The 24,236-nt window shown below is 75.2% G+C and carries 11 protein-coding genes; 8 read left to right on the top strand and 3 right to left on the bottom strand.

The window, feature by feature from the left end:
* Positions 1-65 precede the first annotated feature (65 nt).
* The 3 genes from ACIQCH_RS01230 to ACIQCH_RS01220 are packed head-to-tail and all read right to left on the bottom strand — an operon-like array spanning position 66 to position 3,678.
* Positions 66-1,052, bottom strand: coding sequence for a hypothetical protein (locus ACIQCH_RS01230; protein WP_402576624.1), 987 nt, complete (start codon positions 1,050-1,052; stop codon positions 66-68).
* Positions 1,049-2,338 carry an MFS transporter gene (locus tag ACIQCH_RS01225; RefSeq protein ID WP_402576622.1) on the bottom strand — a complete coding sequence of 430 codons (1,290 nt, stop codon included), beginning with the start codon at positions 2,336-2,338 and terminating at the stop codon, positions 1,049-1,051. Before ACIQCH_RS01225 ends, ACIQCH_RS01230 begins: the two co-directional genes overlap by 4 nt.
* The gene (locus ACIQCH_RS01220) at positions 2,338-3,678 is read right to left on the bottom strand and encodes a discoidin domain-containing protein (RefSeq protein ID WP_402576620.1); all 1,341 of its coding nucleotides are present in this window, start codon (positions 3,676-3,678) and stop codon (positions 2,338-2,340) included. Before ACIQCH_RS01220 ends, ACIQCH_RS01225 begins: the two co-directional genes overlap by 1 nt.
* Positions 3,679-4,086: 408 nt before the next feature.
* Between ACIQCH_RS01220 and ACIQCH_RS01215 the strand changes: the two genes are divergently transcribed.
* The 8 genes from ACIQCH_RS01215 (at position 4,087) to ACIQCH_RS01180 (ending at position 24,213) form a co-directional block, all read left to right on the top strand.
* Positions 4,087-5,529 carry a tetratricopeptide repeat protein gene (locus ACIQCH_RS01215; protein ID WP_402576618.1) on the top strand — a complete coding sequence of 481 codons (1,443 nt, stop codon included), beginning with the start codon at positions 4,087-4,089 and terminating at the stop codon, positions 5,527-5,529.
* Positions 5,530-5,756: 227 nt separating this feature from the next.
* Positions 5,757-8,435, top strand: a complete 2,679-nt coding sequence (locus ACIQCH_RS01210) for a DUF6603 domain-containing protein (protein ID WP_402576616.1) — start codon at positions 5,757-5,759, stop codon at positions 8,433-8,435.
* Positions 8,432-11,974 (top strand): hypothetical protein, encoded by a 3,543-nt coding sequence (locus ACIQCH_RS01205; RefSeq protein ID WP_402576614.1) that lies wholly within the window; start codon positions 8,432-8,434, stop codon positions 11,972-11,974. The genes ACIQCH_RS01210 and ACIQCH_RS01205 overlap by 4 nt, the downstream gene beginning before the upstream one ends.
* Positions 11,975-12,020: 46 nt before the next feature.
* Positions 12,021-16,679, top strand: a complete 4,659-nt coding sequence (locus ACIQCH_RS01200; RefSeq protein ID WP_402576612.1) for a hypothetical protein — start codon at positions 12,021-12,023, stop codon at positions 16,677-16,679.
* 2 nt (positions 16,680-16,681) lie between these two features.
* Entirely contained in the window at positions 16,682-18,421 is a 1,740-nt protein-coding gene (locus ACIQCH_RS01195; protein ID WP_402576610.1) for a hypothetical protein, read from the top strand.
* Complete coding sequence (locus ACIQCH_RS01190) at positions 18,418-19,380, top strand: WD40 repeat domain-containing protein (protein ID WP_402576608.1); 963 nt, start codon at positions 18,418-18,420, stop codon at positions 19,378-19,380. Before ACIQCH_RS01195 ends, ACIQCH_RS01190 begins: the two co-directional genes overlap by 4 nt.
* 185 nt (positions 19,381-19,565) lie before the next feature.
* Positions 19,566-22,322 carry a peptidoglycan-binding protein gene (locus ACIQCH_RS01185; RefSeq protein WP_402576606.1) on the top strand — a complete coding sequence of 919 codons (2,757 nt, stop codon included), beginning with the start codon at positions 19,566-19,568 and terminating at the stop codon, positions 22,320-22,322.
* Positions 22,323-22,338: 16 nt separating this feature from the next.
* The gene (locus ACIQCH_RS01180; protein WP_402576604.1) at positions 22,339-24,213 is read left to right on the top strand and encodes a M64 family metallopeptidase; all 1,875 of its coding nucleotides are present in this window, start codon (positions 22,339-22,341) and stop codon (positions 24,211-24,213) included.
* The last annotated feature ends 23 nt before the right edge of the window (positions 24,214-24,236 follow it).

The following is a 24,236-nucleotide window of genomic DNA, read 5'->3' as shown; positions in this document are numbered from 1 at the left end:
CGCTGCGGGTGACCGTGTACGGGTGACCGTCCCCGGGGCATCGGATCCGTCGTCCGGGACCCGCATCACCGCGGGATCACCGGCGAGGTCGTTCCGGCCGCCAGGCGGCGCGGGGTGCCGGTGCCGTCCGCCCGGACGGTCCAGACCGCGCCCCCGTATGCGTACGCCACGGTGTCGGGGCCGGTCCAGGCGGCCTGGTCGTCGACGGAACGCGGGTCGGCGAGGGGGTGTTCGCGAAGGGTGGCGAGGTCGAGGACGTACAGGCGCCAGGGTGCGCGGGGGTCGGTGGAGACCTTCTTCTTGTAGGCGATGCGGGTGCCGTCGGGTGAGAGCGATGGGCACTCGACGTTCTCCTTCAGCGTCCGCGCCGCCCAGTTCCTCAGGTCGCCCTCGACCAGGTAGGTGTGCCCCCGGGTGGCGACGGTGGCGTAGAAGCGGTTGTCGTCGGCGGCGAAGGTGACGCCCCAGAAGTTGACGTCGGGGGCGTGGTGGCGGCGCCCGTCCAGGGTGAGCGGGATCTGCTCGATGCTCTTGACCAGGTAGCCGGTGCGCAGGTCGAGGATCGAGGTGCGGGTCGAGAAGGCGGAGGTGGCGTAGGAGTCTCCGCTCGCGAAGGTGGTCCAGGCGAGGACCCGGCCGGAGGCGGAGACCCGGGCGCGGTCGGGGATGCCCGGCAGGCCCATCCTGCGCACCTCGCGCAACCGCCGGTCGAGCACGAGGACGTACGAGCGGGCCGGCACGCCGGGGCGCAGTTGCAGGCACAGTGCGGTGTCCGCGGCGGCGTGGAAGCGGTCGCAGCGGGGCCCGAGCGCCACCCGCTTCCCGGGCGCCGCGGGGTCCTGGCGGGCGACGCGCCCGGTGGCGGTGTCACGGAACCACAGGGCGCCCGGGGAGCCGCTGTCGAGGGTGAAGCCGGCGTCCGCGCCGGGGGCGCCCGGGTCGGGGCGCCCGGCGGCGTGCAGCGTGTAGGCGGTGGCCCCGCCGGCGAGGAGCAGGACGCCGAGGACGAGGGTCCACAGACGGTGCCGGTTCGGGGCGGTCGCGGCGGTCATGAGGAGGACCCCTTTTCGGAGGGCGGTGCGGACGGCGAGGGCGCCGGACCGGTGGCGGGGGGCGGTTCGGCCGGCAGCAGTCGGGTCGCGCCGCCCAGGGCCGCCGTGAGTGCGGTGAGGGTGAGGAGGAGCGCGGTCGTCGCTCCCCACAGCGTCCAGGCGGCCCCGAAACCGGTCGCGGCGCCGACCTTGGCGAGGGCCTGGGCGGTCTGGACGAGCGCGAGTCCGCCCGCCCGTCGCCCCGGGGGCAGGAGCGGCCCGGTGAGCGCCATCAGGACGCCGTCGGTGGCGGCGTAGAAGACCCCGATCAGGAGCGGTACGGCCGCCAGCAGCACCGCGTCGGGCACGGGGGCGAGGAGCAGTCCGAGGGCCAGGAGCAGGGCCCCGTGCCCGTACAGGAAGGGGCGGCGGCGGCCGATGCGGTCGGCGAGGTGCCCGGCCGGTACGGCGAGCAGCAGGTAGGCGGCCGCGGCGCCGAGCGGCAGGAACGGGAACCAGGTGGCGGCCAGTTCGGTCCGCTGCTGGAGCAGCAGGTAGAGGAAGGCGTCGCCCACGGTGGCCGCACCCAGCAGCGCGGCGCCGAGCGTGATCCGGCGTACGGCCGGCAGGCGGAGCGGTGCGGCGAGGTCGCGCACCCGGTGGGCGGCGCCCACCGGTTCGCGTCGTCCGCCGGGTACCAGGACCACGAGGAGCAGCACCCCGAGCAGCCCGGTGCAGAAGCTGACGACCAAGACGGCGTCGTAGGCGTCGGCGGTGGCCCACAGGAGCGCGAAGGCGGCCAGGGGGCCGAGGAGGGCGCCGGTGGTGTCCATGGCGCGGTGCACGCCGAAGGCGCGGCCCAGGCCGTCGGGCGGGCTGTCGAGGACGATCAGGGCGTCGCGCGGGGCGGTGCGGATGCCCTTGCCGAGGCGATCGGTGGCGAGGGCGGCGGCGATCCCGCCGGTCGCGCCGCCGGCGAGCAGCAGGGCGAGCCGGGAGCAGGCGGAGAGGGCGTAGCCGGTCCCGGCGACCGCCTTGTGGTGGCCGCCGCGGTCGGCGGCGTGGCCGCCGGCGAGCCGGACGAGGGCGGTGGCGCCGGTGAACAGCCCGTCCAGGAAGCCGAACTGGAGCGGGGTGAGGCCGAGGCCGACGACGAGGTAGAGGGGCAGCACGGCGGTGACCATCTCGGAGGAAACGTCGGTGACCAGGCTGACCGTGCCGAGGGCGAGGACGGTGGCGGAGACGCGCCGCCGCGCCCCGGAGGGGGCGGGCGGCGCGTCCCGGCGACCGGTGGTCGCGAGGTACATCAGTGGCAGGTGTAGGTCGGGCCGGAGTCCTTGACCTGGCCGTCGGTGCCGACGTACTGCCAGGTGTAGGTGGTGTCGGTGAGGTCCAGCTTCAGTACCCCGTACGTGCCGCTGATCCGCTTCTGGCTGTGGGGCTGGACGGTCTCGATGGGGTACGGCTCGGCGCCGCCCATGCCGCCGACGATCTCGACGATGCCGTCGGCGGTGGCCCGGCCGGCGGGGTCCTGCGGGGCGAAGCGCTCGTAGTGGTGGTCGTGCCCGTTGAGGACGAGGTCGGCCCTGGCGGCGTAGAGGATCTGCCAGACGGGCTTGGAGACGGGGTCGTTGCCGTGGCCGCCGGAGGAGTAGAGCGGGTGGTGGAAGTAGGCGGCGACGCAGCCCTTGGTGGTGCGGGCGAGGTCGTCCTTGAGCCACCTGATCTGGGCGGGGTCGTCGAAGGAGTTGGAGTCGAGGGCGAGGAAGTGCCAGTTGCCCTCGTCGAAGCTGTAGTAGGGCTTGCCCTGGGGGTAGGCGATCGCGCCGAAGTACGACTTGTAGCCGGCGAGCGGTCCGGCCGGGTCGTACGTCTCGTGGTTGCCGGGGACGGGCCGGGTCCTGGCCTTGAAGGCGCCCCAGGTCTTGTCGTAGTAGTTCCGGAAGTCCGACAGCCGGGCGTCGTCGTACTGGTTGTCACCCATCGTCAGGTAGAACTTCGGGTTGATCCGCTGGGCCTGCGCGGCCGTCCTGGGGTGGGCGCAGGAGCTGCTGGAGGCGGTGCACTGGGCGGCGATGTCACCGGCGGCGACGACGGTGAAGGCGCCGGTGCCGGGCGGGATGGTGCCGTCGGGCGTCCCGTAGACCTCGAACTCGTAGAGCGAGTAGCCGTACGGGGTGCCGCGGGCGGTGCCGTGGACGCGGACGTAGCGTCCCCTGCCGCTCAGGGCGGTCCAGTCGTCGGTGCCGCCGTTTCCGGCGGTCTCGGAGGCGAGCGTGGTCCAGGTGGCGCCGTCGGCGGAGATCTGGACGCGGTAGGCCTTGCCGTAGGCGGCCTCCCACGTGAGGCGGACGCGCGAGACGGCGGCGGTGGTGCCGAGGTCGACCCGGATCCACTGGGGGTCGGAGCCCTCGGCACTGGCCCAGCGGGTGGCGGGATCGCCGTCGAAGGCCTTGGCGGCGTTGAGGCCGGCACCCTCCTGGGAGGAGGAGGTGGCCGGCTTGCCGCGGGAGAGGAGCGGGTCTGCTGCGGCGGCGCGGCCGGTGGAGGCGAGGACGAGGCCGCCGGTGACGAGCAGGACGGCGGCGAGCAGCAGGGACAGGGTGGTGGTGCGGCGCGGTGGGGCGGAGGCGTGCGGGTGGTGCATACCTGTGACTCCCTTTGCCTGGGAAGGGTGAGAGCTGGGCACCGGTGCGGGCAGCGCGGGTCGGCCCGTGACGGTGGTGCCTCGGGCGTGCGCGCGCAACGGCGGCCGGGGCAGAGCTCTCGCTGAGCGCGTCACGCCCGCTCCCCGGAGAGCGGGGAGCGGGCGCCGCGCCAAGCCGCCGCGCGGGATGCTATCTGATAGGAAAGTTTCCTACCAGATCTCCGGCGGCCCGGAGCCGCCGTCCATCGCGCTGAACGTGGACGGCGCCGGATGCGTCCCGCCCCCCGGCCGGGGGACCTTCGGGCGCTGACGGCATGGCACGGTCCTGCCCGGAACAGGATGACCGCGGTGGCGTTCTCGCGCCGCGCTCGCCACCCCACCCCCACCGGCGCGCCGAGGTGTTCCCTGATGGTGACGGACCGGTACGGCAACCCCTTGCACGCGTGCACCCCGGAGACGGCCGGGCATCTGGACCGCGCCGTCGAGGCGCTGCTCCATTTCAGCCCCGAGGTCGAGCGGGCCGTCGGTGACGCCCTCCTCAGCGGGCCTACCTCACCGGTCGCACAGTCCTTCGCCGCGTACCTCGGTGTGCTGGGCACGGAGCCGCGCGAGGCCGCCGCGGCACGGCAGCGGTTCGAGCGGTACCTGGCCGGCGTGGACCTCACGTCCCTGCCGGTGCGCGAGCGCCTGCACGTCGCGGCTGCCGGGACGTGGCTGGCCGGAGACATGCAGCGGGCCGCCGGACTGCTCGAGGAGCTGACCGCGGCCCACCCGACGGACGCGCTGGCCCTGGCCGTCGGACACCAGCTGGACTTCTTCACCGGCGACGCCGTGCGCCTGCGCGACCGCATCGGCGGAGCCCTCTCCGCCTGGGACACCGCAGATCCGCACCGGAGCCTGGTCCTGGGCATGTACGCCTTCGGACTGGAGGAGTCGGGCCACTACCGCCAGGCCGAGGAAGCCGGGCTCGCCGCGGTCGAAGCGGACCCGCGCGACGTCTGGGCGATCCACGCCGTCGTCCACACCTACGAGATGCAAGGACGCGTGTCGGAAGGCATCGGCTACCTCGACGCCCGGCGCCCGCAGTGGACGCGGGACAACTACCTCGACGTCCACAACTGGTGGCACTACGCCCTCTACGCCCTCGAGGCCGGGGACACCGACACCGCACTGGGCATCTACGACACCTCCCTGCACCACGAAGGATCGGCGGGCCTGGCGATGGAACTGCTGGACGCTGCGGCCCTGTTGTGGCGGATCCACCTCGCCGGAGAACGGCCGACGGCCCGCTGGGAAGCCCTGGCAGACGCCTGGGCCGCGCGGGCCGACCCGCCGCACTACGCCTTCAACGACGTCCACGCGGTCATGTCCTACGCGGGCGCCGGACGCACTCAGGCGGCGGAGCGGCTCATCGCCGACCGGCGGCGGTGGCTGGCCGGAGCCGGCGCCGACACCAGCGCCGTCACCAACCGCCGGATGACGGCGGAGATCGGACTACCCGCGTGTGAGGCGCTGCTCGCGCACGCCCGGGGCGACCACGCCACCGTCGTGGAACTGCTCTGGCCGCTGCGCCGCAGGTTGCACGAGTTCGGAGGCAGCCACGCCCAGCGCGACGCCCTCCAGAAGACGCTCGTCGACTCCGCACTCGCCTCCGGACGGCACGAGTTGGCCCGGGTGCTCGTCAGCGAGCGGATCGGGCTCCGGCCCGACAGCTCCTACAACTGGTCGGCCCGGGCCCGCCTCGCCAACGCCCTGGGCGACACCGCCCAAGCCGCGGTCGCCCGCGACCACGCCCGAGCCGCGGCAGCCGCGGCGGCCGAAGCCCTCCCGCCCCCGCGCGAGAACAGCTAGGCAGGTGCCGGTACCGATCCGCGCGGGATCCGCACCGTGTGCGTCGGGGCCACCGGCGGAGGGCCAAGCGGCGCAATGGCGGTCCACCGTACGGATGAGGGGCCGGGGGGTGCCTTGCCAGGCAGGGCCGCGGCACCAGGATGGAGTGCTGTGGGGGCGCGCCGCGCGGTACGCCCGCGCGTACAGACCCTTCTGGGAACCATCGGGACGGTGGAAAGGCGCCGCTCATGGGTTCGGTCGCTGAATTGGCCGCCGAGTTGCGCGCCGGACTGTCGGGCATCGCCGCGACGCTCGGCGGGCTCGACGCGGCAGGACGCCGGCAGGCGGTGCGCGAGGCCTTGGGGGTACTGCCTCCCTCGGACCTGACGGCCGGCGGCCTGCTGGGCCGCCTGGGTGCGTCGGTCGGGGAACCGGGCGGAGAGCTGTGGCTCCGTGTGGTCGACGTGCTCACGGGTGCCGCCGACCGGTCGTCCCCCCTCTGGGACCTCGAGGTGCCCGGGCTGTTCACAGCGGACGCGGGCGGTGTCCAGGCAGCGGTCGGGGCTGCTCTGGGCGCGGAGTTCACCGTGGTGCTGCGCATCGGGGAGCTCGGCCTCACCGAAGGCCTGCGCCTGCCCCGCGGCGGCACGCTCACATTGACCGTCCCGGCGGATCCGGCCGCTGCCGTACTCGAGCTCGCCGCCGGTCCCCTGCACCTCGCGCTCCCCGACGCGGACGGCCTGCTGGGCCTGTTCGCTCCCGGCGGACCGGTGCTCGTCGGTGACCTGGTGGCCCGGGTCGACGGCCAGGGGGTGCGTTTCGAGGGCGGTACGGGGCGCGTCGTGGCGCTGCCGCTCAGGAGTGCGTCCGGTGGTCTGCGGGCTCCGTCGATGTACCTGGCCGCTACGGACGGCGCCCTCTCCTTCACCTCGTCGTTCGGCGCCTCGATCCCGGGCCTGGCGGACGCCTCGGTGGACGGCGTCGGCATCGCCGTCGCAACCGACGGAGACGGTAGGGCGCTGCCCGCCACCGCCATCGCCCTCAGCCTGGCGATCGGCCCGGCCAGGGGTTCCGGGTTCCTGGCGGGCGCCGACGGCGAGTACCGGGGTGCTCTCGCGCTCGGCCTCGGCCCGGTCGACGTCAGGGCGTTCGCCGTGCTGCGGACCCGGCAGGGGGCGCTTCTGGTCGCGCTCAGTGCCGAGTTCACGCCGCCGATCGAGCTCGGCCTGGCCCTGACCCTCAACGCGGTCGGCGGGATCGTGGGCATCGGGCACGCCGTCGACCGGGCCGGGCTCGCCGCCGCCGTGCAGTCCGGGCACCTCGACCGCGTGCTGTTCCCCGACGAACCGGCGGCCGCGGCGGCCCAGATCCTGGGCACGCTCGCGACCGTGTTCGTCACGCGGCGGGGCAGCGTCGTCGTGGGCCCGATGCTCCGGCTCGGATGGGGCCGTCCGGTGTCGTTCGTGACCGCCGACATCGGCGTGATCATCGAACCCACCCGTGGCACGACCTCCCTGCTCGGCCGCCTCAGGGTGGCGCTGCCCGCCCCGCAGGCCCCCGTCATCGAGCTCAAGGCGTCCGTCGGCGGTGTCGTCGACGCGGACGGCACGGTGCAGTTCGCCGCCGACCTGACGGGCTCGCGGATGCTCACCGCGGGCATCGAGGGCGGCCTGGCCGTGCGGATCACCGCCGGCCCCGGGCCCGCGTTCCTGCTCAGCGCCGGCGGCTGGCATCCCGCCTACCCTGCCCCGGCCGGCTTCCCGACGCCCCGACGGCTGGCGCTCACCCTGGCCGACTCCCCCTTCCTGCGGATCTCGTTCACCGGCTACCTCGCGCTCACTCCCGGCACCGTCCAGGCCGGCGCGGCGCTCGCCGTGGTCGTCGGCACCAGGAGCACGGGAGTGACCGGTCACCTGCACTTCGACGCGCTGGTGCGCTGGGAGCCGAGCTTCGGCGTGGTCCTCGACCTGGGCGGCGCGTTCGCGCTGCGCTTCGCCGGCCGGTCGATCTGCACCGTGCAGCTGCGGGTCCGGGTCGAAGGACCCACGCCCTGCTGGCACATCGCGGGCCGGGCGAGCGTCTCGCTGTTCTGGGTCGACATCGACTTCCCCTTCGACGAGCACTGGGCCTGCAGCCGGCAGATCACCGCCACGCCCGCGCCGGACGTCGCCCAGCGGCTGGAACGGGAACTGGACGAGGCCCGCAACTGGGCGCCGCTGCTGCCCCGGGGCACCGGGGCCCTGGTCACCCTGCTCGCCGACGGCAAGGACGGGGGCCGGCTCCTGCACCCGCTCGGACGGGTCCGGTTCAGCCAGCGGCTGGTGCCCCTCGGGATCCCGATCAGCCGCTTCGGCGCGGGACGGCTCCCCGCGCCCCAGTCCTTCGACGTGACCGTCCGCTACGCGGTCCCCGGCGGGAACGCCGCCGACGCGGGGGCGAGCACCCCGGTCACCGAGCACTTCGCGCGGGCCGACTTCTTCGAGCTCACCGATGACGAGCGGCTGACCCAGCCCCCGTTCGAACGGCTCCGTTCCGGCATCGAGCTCACCCCGTCGGCTCCGCCGCCGGCCGCCCGCCGGTACGAGGCCGAGGTGCGGTACGAGAGCAAGTGGCTCGGGTCGCCCGGGGACGGGCACCGGAAGCTGCCCCGCTGGGCGGCGGACGCGGCCTACCTGGCCCGGACCGTCCCGTACGGGGCCGTGGCCACCGGGGGCGCCCACACGGCCCGTACGCGGTACGCCGCCGACGCGAGGTGCCCGAGCGCTCTCAGGGAGCGCGCGTTCACGGTCGTCGACGCGGACACCCTGACGCCCCGGCCGGGGTACCCCAGCGGCGTGACCTTCACCGAGGCCGCGGAGGCGCTGCGGTCCGTCGCCGGCACCGCGGCCGGGCTCCGCGTCGTACCCGTACACGAGGTGAGGCCATGACGTCGTACACCTTCGCCGCCTGGGACCGGACCGGTGCCGCGGCCTCGCTGCGCGAGCTCGACGGCCCGTCGGTCACCGGCCCGCTGCGCGGCCGGCTGTCGGCCGGCGCGGCCGTCAACGACGGCCCCCTCAGGCAGGTGCCGTTGGACCTGTACGGTCCGGGCGACGTGGTCGCGGTCGACCCGCAACAGATCGTCCGGGTCTACCCGCGGCCCGGCACGCCCTACGCGGAGACCACCCGGTTCCCGCTCATCGAGTTCGACCGGACCGACTTCCCCTGGCTGTTCACCCCGCTCGCACCGAAGGACGGGGGTGAACTGCGGCCCTGGATCACGCTGGTCTGCGTCCCGACCGCCGTCGGCCGGCCGCGGCGGCGCCCCGGGGTGGCGCTGCCGGTGCTCCACGTGCCGGTGGACGAGCTTCCCGACCCGATGCGCCTGTACCTGTGGGCGCACACCCAGACGGTCACCGGCCACCCGGAGGACGACCGCCGCTCCCTGTCACGGCTGCTCGCCCCCCGCCGGCTGCTGCCGCACACCGAGTACACCGCCTGCCTGGTGCCGGCGTTCGAGGCCGGGAGGCGTGCCGGCCTCCTGCAGGCGGACCCCGCCGGCCTCCGGCAGGATCCCGGGGACCTGTCCCCCGCGTGGCGGGCGACGGACGACGAGGCCACCCTGCCCGTCTACCACTCATGGACCTTCGCCACGGGCGAGGGCGGCGACTTCGAGTCCCTGGCCGACCGGTTGCGGTGCAGGCCGCTGCCACGCACCGGCGGCCGGCGGGCCATGGACATCAGTCGGCCGGGCCTCGTCGAGCCCGGGCCCGGGCTGCTGCCGCAGGACGTCGAGAGCGCGCTGACCAGCCCCGACGCCCCGCCGGGCGCGGCGTGGCCGGTCGACGCCCCGGGGGCCGCGTGGCAGCAGGCGCTGGCCTCCGTCCTGGACACGACCAGGACCGACGACGGGGAGGAGGACCCACTGGTCCAGCCCCCTCTGTACGGCGGCTTCCACGCGCTGCGCTCGCGCGTCCTGCCCGCGGAACCCGGCTGGCCCGGCACCCTCAACCTGGAGCCCCGCTGGCGGGTGGCCGCGGGCCTGGGCACCCGGTCCGTCCAGCGCGAACAGGAACAGCTCATGGCCTCGGCGTGGAGCCAGCTGGCCGAGGCGACGGCCAGCAACCGATTCCTGGAACTCGCCAGGTTCGCCCGGCTCGTCGGCGCGAGCCTGCACCGGCGCCACGTGACGGGTCTCGACGCCGACGGGCTGCTGCACCTGGCGGCGCCGTTGAAGAGCAGGGCGGCGTTCGGCAGCACGACCCTCGGCGCCGCCGTCCACGCCAGCGCGCTGCCGACCGCCATGTCCGGAACCGCGTTCCGCCGTGCCGTCCGACCGCGCGGGGCGCTGTGCCGACGCATCGCCCTCGTCGGCACCCCGGGCGGGCAGGCCCCCGGCCAGCGGCCGTTCGCCACGACGATCGCCGCACTGTCGGTCGCCGGCCGGGGCCTCGCCGTGGCCCCCGGGGCACCCGACGGCACCGTCGCCTTCGCCGTCGCCCCCGAACGCGTGGTCGGCGCCGCACGGCTGCCCGCCGTACTGGCCGAGCTCGGGGCCTACGGGACGACGCCGCTCGGCTGGCGGGTGCTCGGACAGCGGGCCGAGAAGCGGGCCGGACTCCTCGAACTCCTCGCCGACCGGCTCGACACCCTCGCGGCCCCCACCGCGGGCGCGCTCGACTCCGCGCTGCCGCTCGGGGCGCTGCCCGAGGTCGAGGTACCCGAGGACTACCTGGCCCTGATCCGTCTGACCCCCGGCGGCACCCTGCTGCTCCCCTCGGGGAGGGTCACGGCAACTCCCCTGCTGCCGCCCCCCAGCGGTGCGGCGGCGGACGTGGCCTTCACCGGGACCTGGGCGGGACCGTGGAGCGAGTCCTCCGCGGCCGAGCCGGCCGACCGGTGGAACGGCACGTGCGGCGGAACCTGGCGGACCGCCGTCGCGGACGGCAGCTGGCGGGGCTCGTTCAAGGGGTCCTGGAACGCCGACCCCGGCGGCGGGACCGGGGGCCCTTGGCGGGCCGTGGCGAGCGGGACCTGGGACGGCGCAGGGGAGCAGGGGACCTGGCAGGGCGTGGCCACCGGCACCTGGGACCCGCTGTCCAGCACGTCCGACGGGACGTTCGACGGCGTGTGGCAGTCGGCGGGCAGGTGGGGCACCTTGCACGGCTCCTGCCCGGGCACCTGGGACTGGGACACCACCGGGACCGCCGGCATCTGGCGGGCAGACTGCGGCGGCACCGGGCTCCGGGCCGCCCCCGGCCCCGGCGGGGGTCAGGACGGGTGGCAGGAGGCGGACCTCGACGCGGTCCTGGCCGGCTGGCAGGCCGAGGGGTCGATCCCGCTCGGCACCGTCATCGGCCACGACCGCCTGAAGGGAGCCGCCGGGCGGCTGCCGGCGGCCTCGGTGCTCGACATCACCCCCGCGGACGCGCGCGCGATGGCCGTCGCGGCCCGCGACCGCCTCTACCGTCCCGCCGACGCTCCCGTCGTACCGCCCCGGGGCTCCTTCCCCGTGGCCGAGGCCCGGGACACGGTCGCCGAACTCCTCGACCCCCGGCGGGCCGTCGACGCCGTCGTGCGGTCCCGGGTGGAACGGCCCGCCACGGACCGGCCGGAGGCGCCCGTGCAGTGGGCTCCGACCTTCCCCGACCCGATGTGGCGGCCGCTCGCCGCGCAGTCCACCGAATGGATGCTCGCCGGCCTGGAGAACGTCGAGCCGGACACCGCGGCCCTCGCGTACCCGAACCCGGCGTTCGTCGCGGCGTACATGGCCGGGCTCAACCACGAGTTCGCCCGGGAGCTGCGCTGGCGCGGGTACCCCACCGACCAGCGCGGCACGTACTTCACCCGCTTCTGGGGCGCCGAGCCCGACGCGCCCGCGCTGTCCGAATGGAGCACCACACTCCCGCTCGGCGCGCACGTCACCGGGCCTCCGAAGCGCCTCGTACTGCTGCTGCGGACGGCGCTGCTGCGCCGCTACCCCGACCTGATCGTCTACGCGGCCCCGCTCCACGGACCGCCGGACGCACAGCACCAACCGGTCGACGACCAGGCCCAACACCCGGTCTTCCGCGGGGCGCTGGACGCGGAGACCGCCTTCTTCGGCTTCCCCCTGACGGAGGCCGACGTGCTGGCCGAGCCCTGGGGCTTCGTCCTCGCCGAACAGCCGACCGAACCGGTCTTCGGGCTGGACGACCCCGCGGACCCCACGGCGCCGACGTCGTGGGGAGAGCAGTACCAGAGGCCACCGGAGACGGTCCCGCCGTCGCTCGCCGACGACTGGAACGACCTCAACTGGAAGCACGTCTTCACCTCGCCGACCGAGTACGAGGCCGCCCGGCACGCCCCGTCCGTGCGGCTGCCGAACGTCTCGCTCGGCGAGCTGGTCTGGGGCGAGAGCGCCGCGGGCACCGCCCGGCAGTGCTTCCAGCAGCCGGTGCGGGTGGTCATGCCCGCCCGCCGGCTGCTCCGCGAGAAACCCGGCTGACCCCGGTCCTCCGACGACCGCCGCCCACCCCAGGGAGACACTCCGCATGACCGATCTCGGCCCCCTGCGCCAGGCCGTCGCCGAGTCCGAGCGGCAGCGCGCCCTCCTCGGTCCGAAGGCCACGCCCGCCCAGCGCCGGGACGCCCTCTCGGCGATCCGCGCCGCCCGCAAGGCCCTGGACGCGGCCATCGGGGCCTTCGTCGCGGACGCCCCCGGCGACGAACTGCTCGCGCGCCTCGACCCGGACGTCCCACTGGTGCTGATGCCCGTACGGCTGGAGACCAGGCTGCGGGTCGGCGGCGCGGCGCCCCCCGCACTGCACGTGCGCATCTTCCCCGACGACGTCCACGTCGAGTCCCACGACCCGGACCCCACCGAGGGCGAGGTGCGCAAGGGGCAGGACTTCTGGCGCCTGGTGTGGCGGGCGGGACGGGCCGAGAACGCGGCCGGGGACCGGGACCGGATCCTGCGCAGCGCATGGGACCAGCTGTCCGGCGCCCTCGGCCCGGCCCGGGCCCGCTGGATCGCCGCCCGGCTCGCGCCGGCCCCGGACGACCGGCCGGAAGGGCCGCTCCCCGACGGGACGCCGGGCCCCGAACCCCACTTCGACGCCCCGCCGACCCGGTCCCGCGGCTGGAACCGGGCGGCGACCGCGTCCACCCTCCCCGACCGGTTCGTCGCGCTGGCCTACCAGACCGCGCCCGACGGCGCACTCGTCCTCGTGGGGCAGGCCCCGGGTTCCGCCGTACCGGACACGGTGCAGATGGGGCCGGACCCGGATGCAGGACCGGACGGCGTCGGGTCGCCACTGGACCCCGAACTGCTGTGGCTCACCGACTTCGCGGCGGCGCAGGAGAAGGGCCTGGCCATCGAAGTGCCCCTGGACGGTCCGGGGTACGACCCCGGGCAGGAGCCCCTGCTCACCCGTGTGCTGGTTCTCGGCGTGACCGCGTCCCTCGGCCCGGAGGAGTCCGCGGCCAGGATCGGCCGGCTGCTCTCGGGGCGCGCGGACGACGGCCGGGCCTCGTTCCTGTCCCAGGGCACCCCGACCAACAACATCCCGGACGCGGGCGGCCGCTCCCCCGGCGCGCCGCCGGACGTCGAGGACATGCTCCGGGCGGCCGCGGCACCGCAGGCAGCCGCCCCGGCCGACCCGTGGGCCAACGGCGACCGCGTCGCCACGGCGCTGGGCCTGCCCGCCGCGGCGCTCGCGGCGCTGGGCGGCGCCCGCGAGCCGGAGCAGGCCGATGCGCGCGCCCTGCAACTGGCGCTGTGGAGCGCCACCGGAGACTTCTTCCTCGACGAACTCCTGGAGAGCGACAGCCACACGCAGGAGCTGCCGCTGGACCGGGCGTGGCTGCGCGGGCACTACGCGGACCTGGTCCGGGCGCGCGGCCCGCTGCCCGCGCTGCGGATCGGCAGGCAGCCGTACGGACTGCTGCCCGTCACGGCCACGGCCCGCTGGCAGCCCGACCCGCGGGAGGACGCCCATCTCGCCGGCCTGCACCACGTGCTGACGACGCTGCGCCCGTTCTGGGAGATCGGCGTCGCGACCCTGCCCCGGGTCGGCGGCCCCGACCAGCCCGGCGAGAGCCTCGACCTGCCCAAGCCGGAGCGGGACGTGCTGCGGGCGCTCGGCATGGCGCCGGTCTCCCGCACCTGCGGCGTACGGGGAGTGCGGGGCATGCTCAACGCGTGTTTCATCCACAAGTGGGCCGACGCCGCGGAGGAGTGCCCGAGCACCGTCGAGAGCCGCCTGTCCCGGGCGCTGAACCGGGCCCTGGGCATCACCTACGAGCCGGTCGTCTCCCACCACCAGAACGAGGGCGGGGACGCCGCCCGGCTGTGGCTGCCCTTCGTCCGGGTCCCCCCGCTGCCCGGCGCCCCGGACCCGCTCGAGGACTTCCTGCAGTTCCTGGCGGGAGTCGTCGAGCAGTTCGAGGCCCCCCGGCTCATGATCGGGCCGGAGCAGGCCCGGACCCTGCTGGAGGCACTGCTGCGGCACACGGCCAACCTCGAGTACGGCCGCGCGGCGGCCGCCGTCGCCGACCCGCACCTGTCGCCGGCCCAGCGCGGGAACCGGTTCGCGGAGCTGCTGCTCTCCCCCGAGAAGTCCGCTCCCATCACGGCTGCAGCGGGGGTGCTGCTCCGGCCGTTCACGGCGGCCTCGCTCCTCGCCCTCGACGTACCGGACCCCGTCACCGCGGCGACCGTCACCGTCGGCCACGTCGTCAAGCAGGCCCACCAGGACCAACTCGGGGCGATCGGTGCGGCCGCCCGCGACAAGCACGGCGTCCTCACCGCCCAGCTCCCCGAGCGCCCTTGGAGCAGCCGACTCGCCGAGATCGACGCCGCGTTGGGCCATCTCGCCCTGCGGGTGCGGGCCTGGCACGACCGGGGCGAGGATCCGTTCGCCCCGGTCGAGCGGCTGCTCGGGGAATGCCTCGACCTCGTCTCCCACCGGCTGGACGCCTGGATCACCTCGCTGGCCACGGCCCGGCTCCACGCGATGCGGGCGCCGGAGCGCCGACCGACGGGCCTTCAGATCGGGGCGTACGGCTGGGTGGAGGGGCTGTCGGCGCGGTCGGCACCCGCCAGCGACGGCTTCGTCCTCGCCCCGTCCGTCCCCCAGGCCACCACGGCCGCCATCCTGCACAGCGGCTACCTGTCCCATGCGGACGATCCCGGGGCCTTCGCGGTGGACCTGTCCTCGCGCCGCATGCGGGTCGCCATGGACGTCCTGGACGGCGTGCGCCAGGGCCAGCCGATCGGGGCCCTGCTCGGCTACCGGCTGGAGCGGCGGCTGCACGACGCCCGGGAACGTCCGGGGGGCGGCCTCGTACTCGACCGGGTGATCGCACCGCTGCGCAGGCTCTGGCCGACGCAGCCCGTGCAGCACGAGGCGACCGGGGCCAAGCAGTTCATCGGTGTGCACGACGTCACCGACGGAGCCGAACTCGGTGAGATCCCCGTCGCCCAGGCCATGACGACGCTGCTGCCCGAGGTGCGGCCCGCGCTGGACCCCACGGAGGAGGAACACGTCAGGAAGCAGCTGGAGGCCCTGCACGACGACATCGACGCCGTCGCGGACCTCCTGCTGGCCGAGGGCGTCCACCAGTTCGCCGGCGGCAGCGCCGACCGGGCGGGAGCCACGTTCGACAGCCTCGCCGCCGGAGGCCAGGCACCGCCGCGGCCCGAGGTGCTCGACACTCCGGGGCACGGCACCCCGGTGACGCACCGGATCATGGTCGCCGTCCCGCGCGACGCCGCGCCGGCCGCGGGCTGGGACTCCGCCGCCCAGCGCACCCGTCCCCGCGCAACGGCGGAGCCGCGGCTGGACGCCTGGGCGAGCCACCAACTCGGCCCGGCCGCCGGGATCCGGCTCCGTGCGGCATGGACGCGTCCGGGGCAGGACGTCACGGCGGCGCCCGTGCACGAGCACGCCTGGCCCCCGGTCGGCCTCTGTGCCCTCGACGTGGTCGCGCTCGTGGGCTCGGGCGCGCTGCGCGCCGCCCTGGAAGGCTCCCTGGCGGATCATCCGCCCGCCGGTTCACCCGCCGGAGCCGTGCCCAGGCTCCTGGGCGGCCGGGCCGATGAGTGGCCCGCCGCCGTGCGGTCGCTGTTCGACACGGAGTCGCTCGCCGTCGCCGTCGGCGCCGTCCTCGCCGCAGGCCGGTCGGCGGGCCCGACGGACCTGAGCGCTTCGGCGCCGTCCGCCGAGGCGGCGCGCGACGCCGAGCTGTACGGGCGGGCCGACACGGCCCTCGCCCGTCTCGACGCGGCCGGCGCGGCCCTGGACGTGGGCGAGCTCGCCGCGTTCGGCATCGTGGCACCGCCGCCGCCCGACGGCGGCACACCGGCCGACGCCGCGGATGCGGCGGCCAGGCAGGCCGCGGCGCGGGGGGAACGCGCGCGGGCCGCCCTGCCGAACCCCGCCGTTCCCGGGAACACCCCGCCGGAGGCCTCCCTGGCGGCCCTGGACGCCGTCTTCGGTCCCGGCTTCCGGGCCGTCGGCCTCGTCACGCTCACGAGCCCGGCCGCGGCGGCGCTCCAGGATTCGTTCGGTGCCGGACTCGGGGGCGTCGCGCACCCTGCACCGCGGGACTGGCTGGAGCGGATGGCCGGCGCCCGGCCCGGCGCCGCGGCGCTCGCCGATCTGCTGCTGCTCACGGAGGCCACGGGCACCGGCGGGGGGTACGGACTGCGCGTCGGTCAGACGCCGTTCGGCCCGGGGCGGCGCTGGGTGGGTGCGGACGGCTGGCGGGACGACGCGGACCCGGCGACGGGGCTCGTCCTCCACTGCCCCGCGGGACCCGACGGGCCCGACTTCTCGGATCCCGTGGCCGTCCTGCTGGTCGACGAGTGGTCCGAGGTGATCCCGGCCGCCACGCAGCCGGCGGCGGCCGCCTTCCACTTCGACGCGCCCGGCGCCCGCGCCCCGCACGCCGTGCTGCTCGCGGTGCCGGCCACCGCCGGGTCGCCGTGGACCGTCGACGCGGTCGCGGACGTGGTCGGGGAGGCGCTGGAGCTGGCGAAGCTCAGGCTGGTCGACCTGCCGGCGCTGGGCTGGCTGGGGCGCTACCTGCCGGCGGCGTACCTCCCCGACTCCTCGCTCGGGAGCAATCCGGCGGTCGGCGTCAAGGACATCATGAAGCAGTCCAAGGCGGACGGGCTCGTGGGCATCTTCACGGACAGGGAGTCGTAGCCATGACCGACGCGGCCCGGTTCTCCCACTTCCACCGGCTGGAGCCGCAGGTCCGCTCCTCCGGAAGCGGCGGCCAGCTGGACGAGGCCCTCGAGGCGCGGGTCGCGGACCCGCTGTTCCTGCTGGCCCGACAGTGGCAGCTGGCCGAGTTCCGGGGTGAGGACGGCGGCTCACCGGTCCTGGTCACGATCGGGACGGCCGGCGCGGAGGTGGACCGCTTCCGGCCGGGGACCGGCAGCCCGTCCGCGCCGTACCCGCCGGGGACTCCCGTCGAGTACCTGGCGGAGGCCGGCGGTCCGCGGGAGCTGACGCTCAGGGCCGCGGCACGGGCCGGTGCGCGGTTCCTGTCCCTGCTGGGTCCGCTGTCCCCCGGCGTGCGCGACGACGTGACGCGCAAGGTCCTCAAGAGGTGCCCCCTGGCCAGGCCCGCCGACGGCGGGGCGGGGCCGGAGCATCCGATCGACCCGGCGGGGCTGGCCCTGTGGCGGGTCCTCCGGCACCGTACGCCCGACGGTGACCGGCTCGCCCGGGAGTTGGCCGCCGGCTGGCGGCCGGCGGACCTGGCCGGAGCCGCGGCCGCGCTCTTCGACGAGGCGGCGGACCGGTGGCAGCGGTGGTTCGACGCGGAGCACCCCGTGCCGAGCCCCTCGACCTGGATGACCGAGCGGCTGGAGCACCGCTTCGGGGTGGAGGCCGAGGTGGGCGACCGCCGGGTCGTGCTGACCGCACCCGAGTACCCGGGCGGGAGCGCCGACCCGTACCGCTTCGACCTCGACGCCGGTGGCACGCCCCTCGACCTGCCGGACGCCCCCGGTCCGCGGCACGTGTCCCTGCCCACTCGGGCGGCGTACCCGGGGATGCCGGCGGACCGCTGGTGGGAGTTCGAGGACGCCACCGTGAACATGCCCGCGATCGAGGCGGGTCCCGCGGACCTCGCCCGGCTGCTCGTCATGGAGTTCGCCAACGTGTACGGGAACGACCACTGGATCGTGCCGGTCGACCTGGAGGTCGGGAAGCTCCACTGGGTCACCGGATTGAGCGTGCTCGACACGTTCGGCGGGAGGCTCGACATCGCGCCCGTCGCGCACCGGCAGCTGTCCCTGTTCCGGCTCAGCGACGCCCGGGACGAGGCCGGCGCCCCGGGCGCCCCGCTGCTGCCGCTGCTTCCAACGGCCCACGCGCGGACCGAGGGCGGGGCCGTTGAGGAGGTGCTGTTCGTCCGCGACGAGATGGCGAACCTCGGCTGGGGCATCGAGCGGGTGGTCCAGAGCGCCACCGGCAGGCCCCGGGCGCGCGCCGACGAGTTCCCGCTCGACGAGGGGCCCGACCCGGTGCCCGGGCCCGGTGCCGTGTTGGCGTACCGGCTGCTCACCCCGGTGCCGCCGTACTGGGTCCCCCTGGTGCCGGTGCCCCTGGTCCCCGGCCCCGCCGGCGGTGCCGACGGCGACGGTGCGGCGCGGGGTGCCGTCCGGTTCCGGCGCGGGGTGGTGCGGCGCACCGCCGACGGCGTGCAGCCGGGGGCGGTCGGGCGGCTCCTGGAACCCGAGGTGAAACCGGTGTACTTCCGGGACGAGGAGATCCCGCGCGCGGGAGTGACCGTGTCCAGGGTGCCGGTCGTGGTCCGGGACGGGCAGGGGCGGCTGTACCACTGGGTGGGGCGCCGGGTCCGGGCCGGGCGGGGCGAGGCGGCGAGTGGACTGGCCTTCGACGCCGCGCTTCCGGCGCAGGGGGGTACGCCATGATGACGTCGCGGTGGGTCACGTGCGCGCTGGCGCTGACGCGTGACGGCGCGGAGGTCGTCGGAGCGGACATCACCGGTCGCGCGTACCGCTGGGACCGGGTCGAAGGCACCGCGCCGGCCCCGCTCTTCTCCGCGCACGCGCGCACGGTCTGGTCGCTGCTGCTGACGCCGGACGAGAGCGAGATCATCACGGCCGGCAGCGACGGCACGGTGCGGCGCTGGCGCCGGGTGGGCGGTGGCCAGGCGGCCGAACCGTTCACCGCGCACGCCGACTGGATCCGGGCGCTGGCCCTGACCTCCGACGGTTCCGAGCTCGTCACCGCCGCCGAGGACGGTACGGTCCGCCGCTGGAACCTCCCCGACGGGAGTCCGCGCGGCGCGGCGTTGGCCGCGCACGACGGGCCGGTACGGGCGCTCGCCCTCACCGGCGACGACGACGAGCTGGTCACCGCGGGCGGCGACGGCACGGTACGGCGCTGGAGCCGCGAGAGCGGCGCACCGATCGGCGAGCCCCTGCTCGGCCACGCCGGCGCCGTGCTCACCGTCGCGGTCACCCCCGACGGCACCGAGATCGTCACCGGCGGCCGGGACGGCACGGTCCGCCGCTGGGACCGCCACGGCGGGCGGCCGCTCCTCGAACCCCTCCGCGCCGGATCCGGCGTCGCCGCGCTGGTCCTCACCGGCGACGGCGAGATCATCGCCGGTTCGTACGACGGCGTGCTGCGCCGCTGGGACCGGTCCACGGGCCAATCGCTGGGCGAGACGCCCACGCCGCACGCCGCGGTGTGGGTCTGCGCCCTGACGCCCGACGAACGGGAACTGCTCACGGCCGGCCCGGGAGCCCCGGTCGTCCGGCGCTGGACCCGTGGCGGGCAGGGGGTGGGCCTGGTCCCGGTGCGGTCGGCGACCTGGATCGACACCGCGCCCCGGCTGGAGATCCACGGCCCCACGCCGTTCTGACGGGCCGTGACCGCGGTGTCCCCGCGGTGTCCCCGCGGCCCGGGCCGCCGGGCGCGGGGGCGCGGCGGAGGGCCTGCTCGGGACGAGGTGAGGAGCCGCTCGGGCCGAGGTACGGTGGTCGTGAACGGTCCAGCCGGGGCCCGGCCGCGTTCGGCCGGCGAGCCCCCTTCCGACCGGATGTGGCGATGCCCGACATCGAGATCGACACCTCGCGGCTCACCTTCCGCTCCTTCACCGTCCCTGAGGCCGCGACCGGCTCCGTGGACGGTTCGACCACCCCGCCCCCGACGCTCTCGCTGCCCGTGGCGGGCGGCTACCACCTCAAGCAGGGCACCGGTCCCCCGTCGGACTTCGTGTTCGAGGTGACGGCCGACGGAACGGTCGAGTTCGACGCCTCCTTCGACGCGTTCGTCCTCGGACGCGGCGGGCGCCGTCTGACCGTACGGGGGCTCCCGGTGCGGCTGGACGCCACCGCCCTGGACCAGGACCTGCTCCTGCGGACCGGCGGGGCAGACGCCGGGCCGACGCTGGTGCGCGGCAGCCCCCACGACCTCCTCCTGCTGCCGCGCCCCGGCTACCGCCTCGACGGCGGGGCGGGCACGCTCCTCTTCGCGGTGGGGACCGACGGCACGGTGCGGTTGGGCCCGGAGGCGGAGGGCTGCGCCGCGGCCGGGGCCGGCTCGCTGACGGTGACGGGGCGGACGATCCGCGTCGACGGCCGGGAGCTGCTCCACGAGCTGAAGCCCACCGGGCTCAGGAAGGAGAAGGTCGCGTTCCTACCCAAGGACACGGTCAACGCGCTCACCGTGCTCCCGGGTAAGGGGTACGGCTTCCAGCCGGGGGCGGGAGTCGTGGCCGACCTGTCCTTCGCCGTCACCCGGGACGGCGAGGTGACCCTGGACCCGAAGTACTCCGGATTCGCCTCCGCCGCAGGGGACACCCTGCGGGTGTGGGGACGGGACGTCCGCATCGACGGCACGGCGCTCGACCACGACCTCGTGCCGACCGGACTGTCGGGAAAGGACGTCAAGTCCCTCCCACGGGAGTCGGTCCACACGCTCAGGGTGGTCCCGCTCCCGGGGTACGGCTACGGCTTCCAGCCGGGGTCCGGAGTCGTGGCCGACCTGTCCTACGGCGTCACCCGGGACGGCGAGGTGACCCTGGACCCGAAGGACTCGGGGTTCGCCTCCGCCGAGGGGAACGAACTCACCGTCCGCGGGCGGACGATCCGCATCGACGGGACGGCCCTGTCCCACGACCTCGAACCCGACGGCATGAACCGCAGCGAGACCCTCTGGCTGTCCCGCACCGCGGTGAACGGGGTGACGCTCCTTCCCACGCTGCCGGGATACCGGTACGCCCTGCGCCCGGCGCCGAACGTCACGCCCGACCTGGCGTTCGGGGTCACCCGCGACGGGGACGTGAGCCTCGACCCCGCCTACGACGGGTTCGCCTCGGCCGACGGGGACACCCTCGTCCTGAAGGGCTACCCCGTCGTGATCGACGCCACCGCGGCGGACGGCGATCTCTTCGGCCTCACCAACATGGAGAGCGGCACGAAGCCCCGGCCCTCGAACCCACGGGAGATCGCGGCGGTGCTGCTGCCCGGCAAGGGCTACCTCCCCCACACGACGAAGGGCGTCTTCTCCTCACCCTTCGACGTCGAGCGGGACGGCACCCTCACCGTCCCCTGGAACACGGTCGGCCGCTACGTCGTGACACCCGCCGTGCGGTCCGACGCGGCCGACGGGGGGAACGAGGTGACGTGCCAAGCGACCGTGCGCGCCCTGGGAGCGGACCAGGAAGTGCCCGAGGGGACGGTGACGTTCGCCACGGCGACCACGCTCCTGGGCAGCGCCCAGCTCGACGCGCAGGGGCGGGCCCGGGTGAGCACCACGGCCCTGCCGCCCGGCATCCACGACATCGCCGTCACCTACCAGGGTGGCGACGACTACGAGCCCGCTTCGACCGGGCTCCGCCACCGCCAGTTCCCGGCGGCCGTCGACCCGGCGACCGACCCCGTCCCCGACCCGGCCCAGCCGGTCCTCCTGGACTGGGCCGAACTGCCCGCACTGGCCCGGATGGCCGACCCCCACGAGGTCGACGGCCGGGTCAAGCTCGCCCAGGCACTCCTGAACGCTGCCGGAGCCGCCCAGCCGCCGCTCGTCGTCGACGGCAACTTCGGCGATCTGACGCAGGCGGCGGTGCTGGCCTTCCAGGCGGGCCGACCCCTTCCGCCGACCGGCACCATCACCACACCCGACTGGTTCGCGCTCGCGCTCGCGGCGCCCCGCCCGCTGCTGGAACCGGGCCCCCGTACACCGGAGATGACCGGCCCGCCGGTGGCCCGCGTACAGCAGTCCCTCAACCGCTCCGCCGGGGTGCCCGTGCTCGCCGTCGACGCGGTGTTCGGTCCGGCGACCACCGAGGGGGTAGGGGCCTTCCAGGCGGGGCACGGCCTCGCCGTGACGGGGACGGTGACACCGGAGACCTGGGCCGCGCTGGCGGGAGGGCCGCCGACGACCGTGCCGACCGCGTCCATGCGCCTGACCTTCTCCTACGACAGCGCGGACTGGGCGGCGGGCGGGCCGGCCGTACGGCTCACGAACGTCGCCGCGAAGGTGGCCGTGACGGCTCCGCCCCCCGACGGCCCCGACGCGCCCGAGGGCAGCAGCGGCTTCTGGTACGAGGTGCGCGACGCGCGGGGTGCGGTCCGCTACCGGCGCGCCCTGCACCAGCCGATCGCCCTGCGCAGGGAGGTGCCCTCCGGTGCCGAGGCCCCGGGGCTGTCCAGCTTCCCCCTGGACGCACCGCGGGGCACCTTCGAACTGCTGGTGCCGCTCTACGCGGTGCCCGGGACGCTGGTCCTCTTCAGCAGTCCGCTCGACGCGGCCCGGGCGGACGAAGCGGCCGTCGTCATCGGCACGTTCCCGCTCGCCTGACGCCCCGGAGGTACGGATGAACACCGTGCAGTTCCTCGTGGGAGGGCCGTCGACCGTGAGGAGCGGCTGGACCGTCGCCGTCGTCTCGGAGGGGTACACCCAGGCCGAGCTGGACGCCGGCGTGTTCGACGTCGATGCGGTCACGTTCGTCATCGAGCTCCTGTCCACCGTGCCGTTCAACCATCGCGACCTCCGCCCCCTGATCAACGTCGTGCAGGTGAGCGAGCCCTCCACGAACACCGGCAACAAGATCAAGCTGCTCAAGCCGGCTCCAGCGGATTCGACATTCGGTACGAGATTCAGAGCCCTGTTCGGTCGGGACATCTACAAGAACCCGGTGACCGGCGTGGAGGAGCAGATCGAGCGGAGCCTGTGGGGCGACAGCGCCCAGGTGAAGAAATTCGTGAAGGATCGGCCGGGCCTGGACGGGGTGAACAACTTCCTGGTCATCGTCAACAACACGGAGCTCGACGGCGGCGCGGCGCACGACGGCGTCGGCTGGACCAGCAAACGCAGTCCCAACTGGGCGCAGGTGGCCGTCCACGAGCTGGGGCACCAGGCGTTCGGGCTGGAGGACGAGTACCAGTACGAACAGGACGAGCTGACGGATCCCCCGCGCCGCCACGGCGGCACCGACCCCACCGCGGGCAACGTCACCACCCGCACCGACGTGCGGACGATGAAGTGGGCGGCCGAGCTCACGCTCGCGCAGTCCCAGGTCCCCTCGACGGTGGTGGCCAACCCCTGTACCCGCAACCACCAGGTCAGGCAGGACGGACCACCGATACCGGCCGGTGCCGTGGGTGCCTTCGAGGGGGCCGCCCGCTACGACTGCGGCGTCTACCGGCCCTCGCTGACCTGCAAGATGAGACGGAGCCGAGAACCCTTCTGCCGCGTCTGCGAGCGGATCGTCCGCATCGACCTCGGGCACTTGATGGTCACCCAGGGAGGCGGTTCGACGGCGCCGGCGGGCGAGTGGACGCACGTGCAGAACTTCATGGCGGGGCCGCGTGCCCGCCTGCTCTCGTACCACATGACGACCGGCGCGTACGCGATCTCGAAGCCCGAGCGGTACTACCTGGAGGCCGCTCGGCGGCCGGACGGCACACCGGCCCTCGAGCCGGCGCATCCCGCCGTGGGCACCGGGACGATCGGGTCGGGCTGGACCTGGCTCGTCCCGTTCGAGTCGAACGGGTCGCTGAACTACCTGGCGTACCAGTCCGGTTCCGGCCGCACGGCACTCTTCCGGACGAGCGCGGCCCGGGACGCACTGGCCCCGGCCTGGGAAGGGCCTCCAGGGGGCCCGTTCCACTCGCACGTCGTCACGGTCCTCCTGGACGGGGCCCCGCACTTCGTGGGCTACGACACCTTCACCGGGGAGGCGTCGCTCTACCGCATCGACGACCCCGCCGCAGAGCCCGTGTTCGTCCGGACCATGCACTGGGGCGCGGGGCACACCGCGGTGGTGACCGTGCCGGCGGACGGCGACGCGTACGTCGTGACGTACCGTCTGCAGAGCGGCGAAGTGATGATCAGGCGCCTGACGCCCGCCGGCTTCACGATGGCCTTCGCCTCGCCGTCGCGCTTCTGGCAGCCGAACGTCACCCACCTCGCGCTCCTGGACTGCGGCGGCCGTCCGTACCTCGTCCGCTACTCCGACCTCGTGAAGGCCGGGTCCGTCGTCCACATGAGGACGGACGGCAGCGGCCTCGACTTCGTCTGCGACCTGACCTTCCCGCCCGGGGCCAGCGCGCTCTCCGTGTTCGGCGTGGGCGCGCCGGCGCTCGGCAGGACGAGGCTTCCGGAACCGGGAGACGTGCTGGGCGACGACTTCTTCTTCTACGACGCGGAGCACCGGACCCTGCGGGTTGATCCGTTGACCGTCCGCTGACCCCGCGGGGGAACGATCGTCGC

It is taken from the genome of Streptomyces sp. NPDC093225 (assembly GCF_044753805.1).
Lineage (GTDB): Bacteria > Actinomycetota > Actinomycetes > Streptomycetales > Streptomycetaceae > Streptomyces.
Note: the sequence above shows the minus strand (reverse complement) of the source record. Positions and strands in the feature narration are given on the sequence as shown.

What these genes read in the sequence shown, in the direction of transcription:
- ACIQCH_RS01230 (WP_402576624.1), bottom strand. Translation starts at nt 1,052, where the DNA reads ATGACCGCCGCGACCGCCCCGAACCGGCACCGTCTGTGGACCCTCGTC.
- ACIQCH_RS01225 (WP_402576622.1), bottom strand. Translation starts at nt 2,338, where the DNA reads ATGTACCTCGCGACCACCGGTCGCCGGGACGCGCCGCCCGCCCCCTCC.
- ACIQCH_RS01220 (WP_402576620.1), bottom strand. Translation starts at nt 3,678, where the DNA reads ATGCACCACCCGCACGCCTCCGCCCCACCGCGCCGCACCACCACCCTG.
- ACIQCH_RS01215 (WP_402576618.1), top strand. Translation starts at nt 4,087, where the DNA reads ATGGTGACGGACCGGTACGGCAACCCCTTGCACGCGTGCACCCCGGAG.
- ACIQCH_RS01210 (WP_402576616.1), top strand. Translation starts at nt 5,757, where the DNA reads ATGGGTTCGGTCGCTGAATTGGCCGCCGAGTTGCGCGCCGGACTGTCG.
- ACIQCH_RS01205 (WP_402576614.1), top strand. Translation starts at nt 8,432, where the DNA reads ATGACGTCGTACACCTTCGCCGCCTGGGACCGGACCGGTGCCGCGGCC.
- ACIQCH_RS01200 (WP_402576612.1), top strand. Translation starts at nt 12,021, where the DNA reads ATGACCGATCTCGGCCCCCTGCGCCAGGCCGTCGCCGAGTCCGAGCGG.
- ACIQCH_RS01195 (WP_402576610.1), top strand. Translation starts at nt 16,682, where the DNA reads ATGACCGACGCGGCCCGGTTCTCCCACTTCCACCGGCTGGAGCCGCAG.
- ACIQCH_RS01190 (WP_402576608.1), top strand. Translation starts at nt 18,418, where the DNA reads ATGATGACGTCGCGGTGGGTCACGTGCGCGCTGGCGCTGACGCGTGAC.
- ACIQCH_RS01185 (WP_402576606.1), top strand. Translation starts at nt 19,566, where the DNA reads ATGCCCGACATCGAGATCGACACCTCGCGGCTCACCTTCCGCTCCTTC.
- ACIQCH_RS01180 (WP_402576604.1), top strand. Translation starts at nt 22,339, where the DNA reads ATGAACACCGTGCAGTTCCTCGTGGGAGGGCCGTCGACCGTGAGGAGC.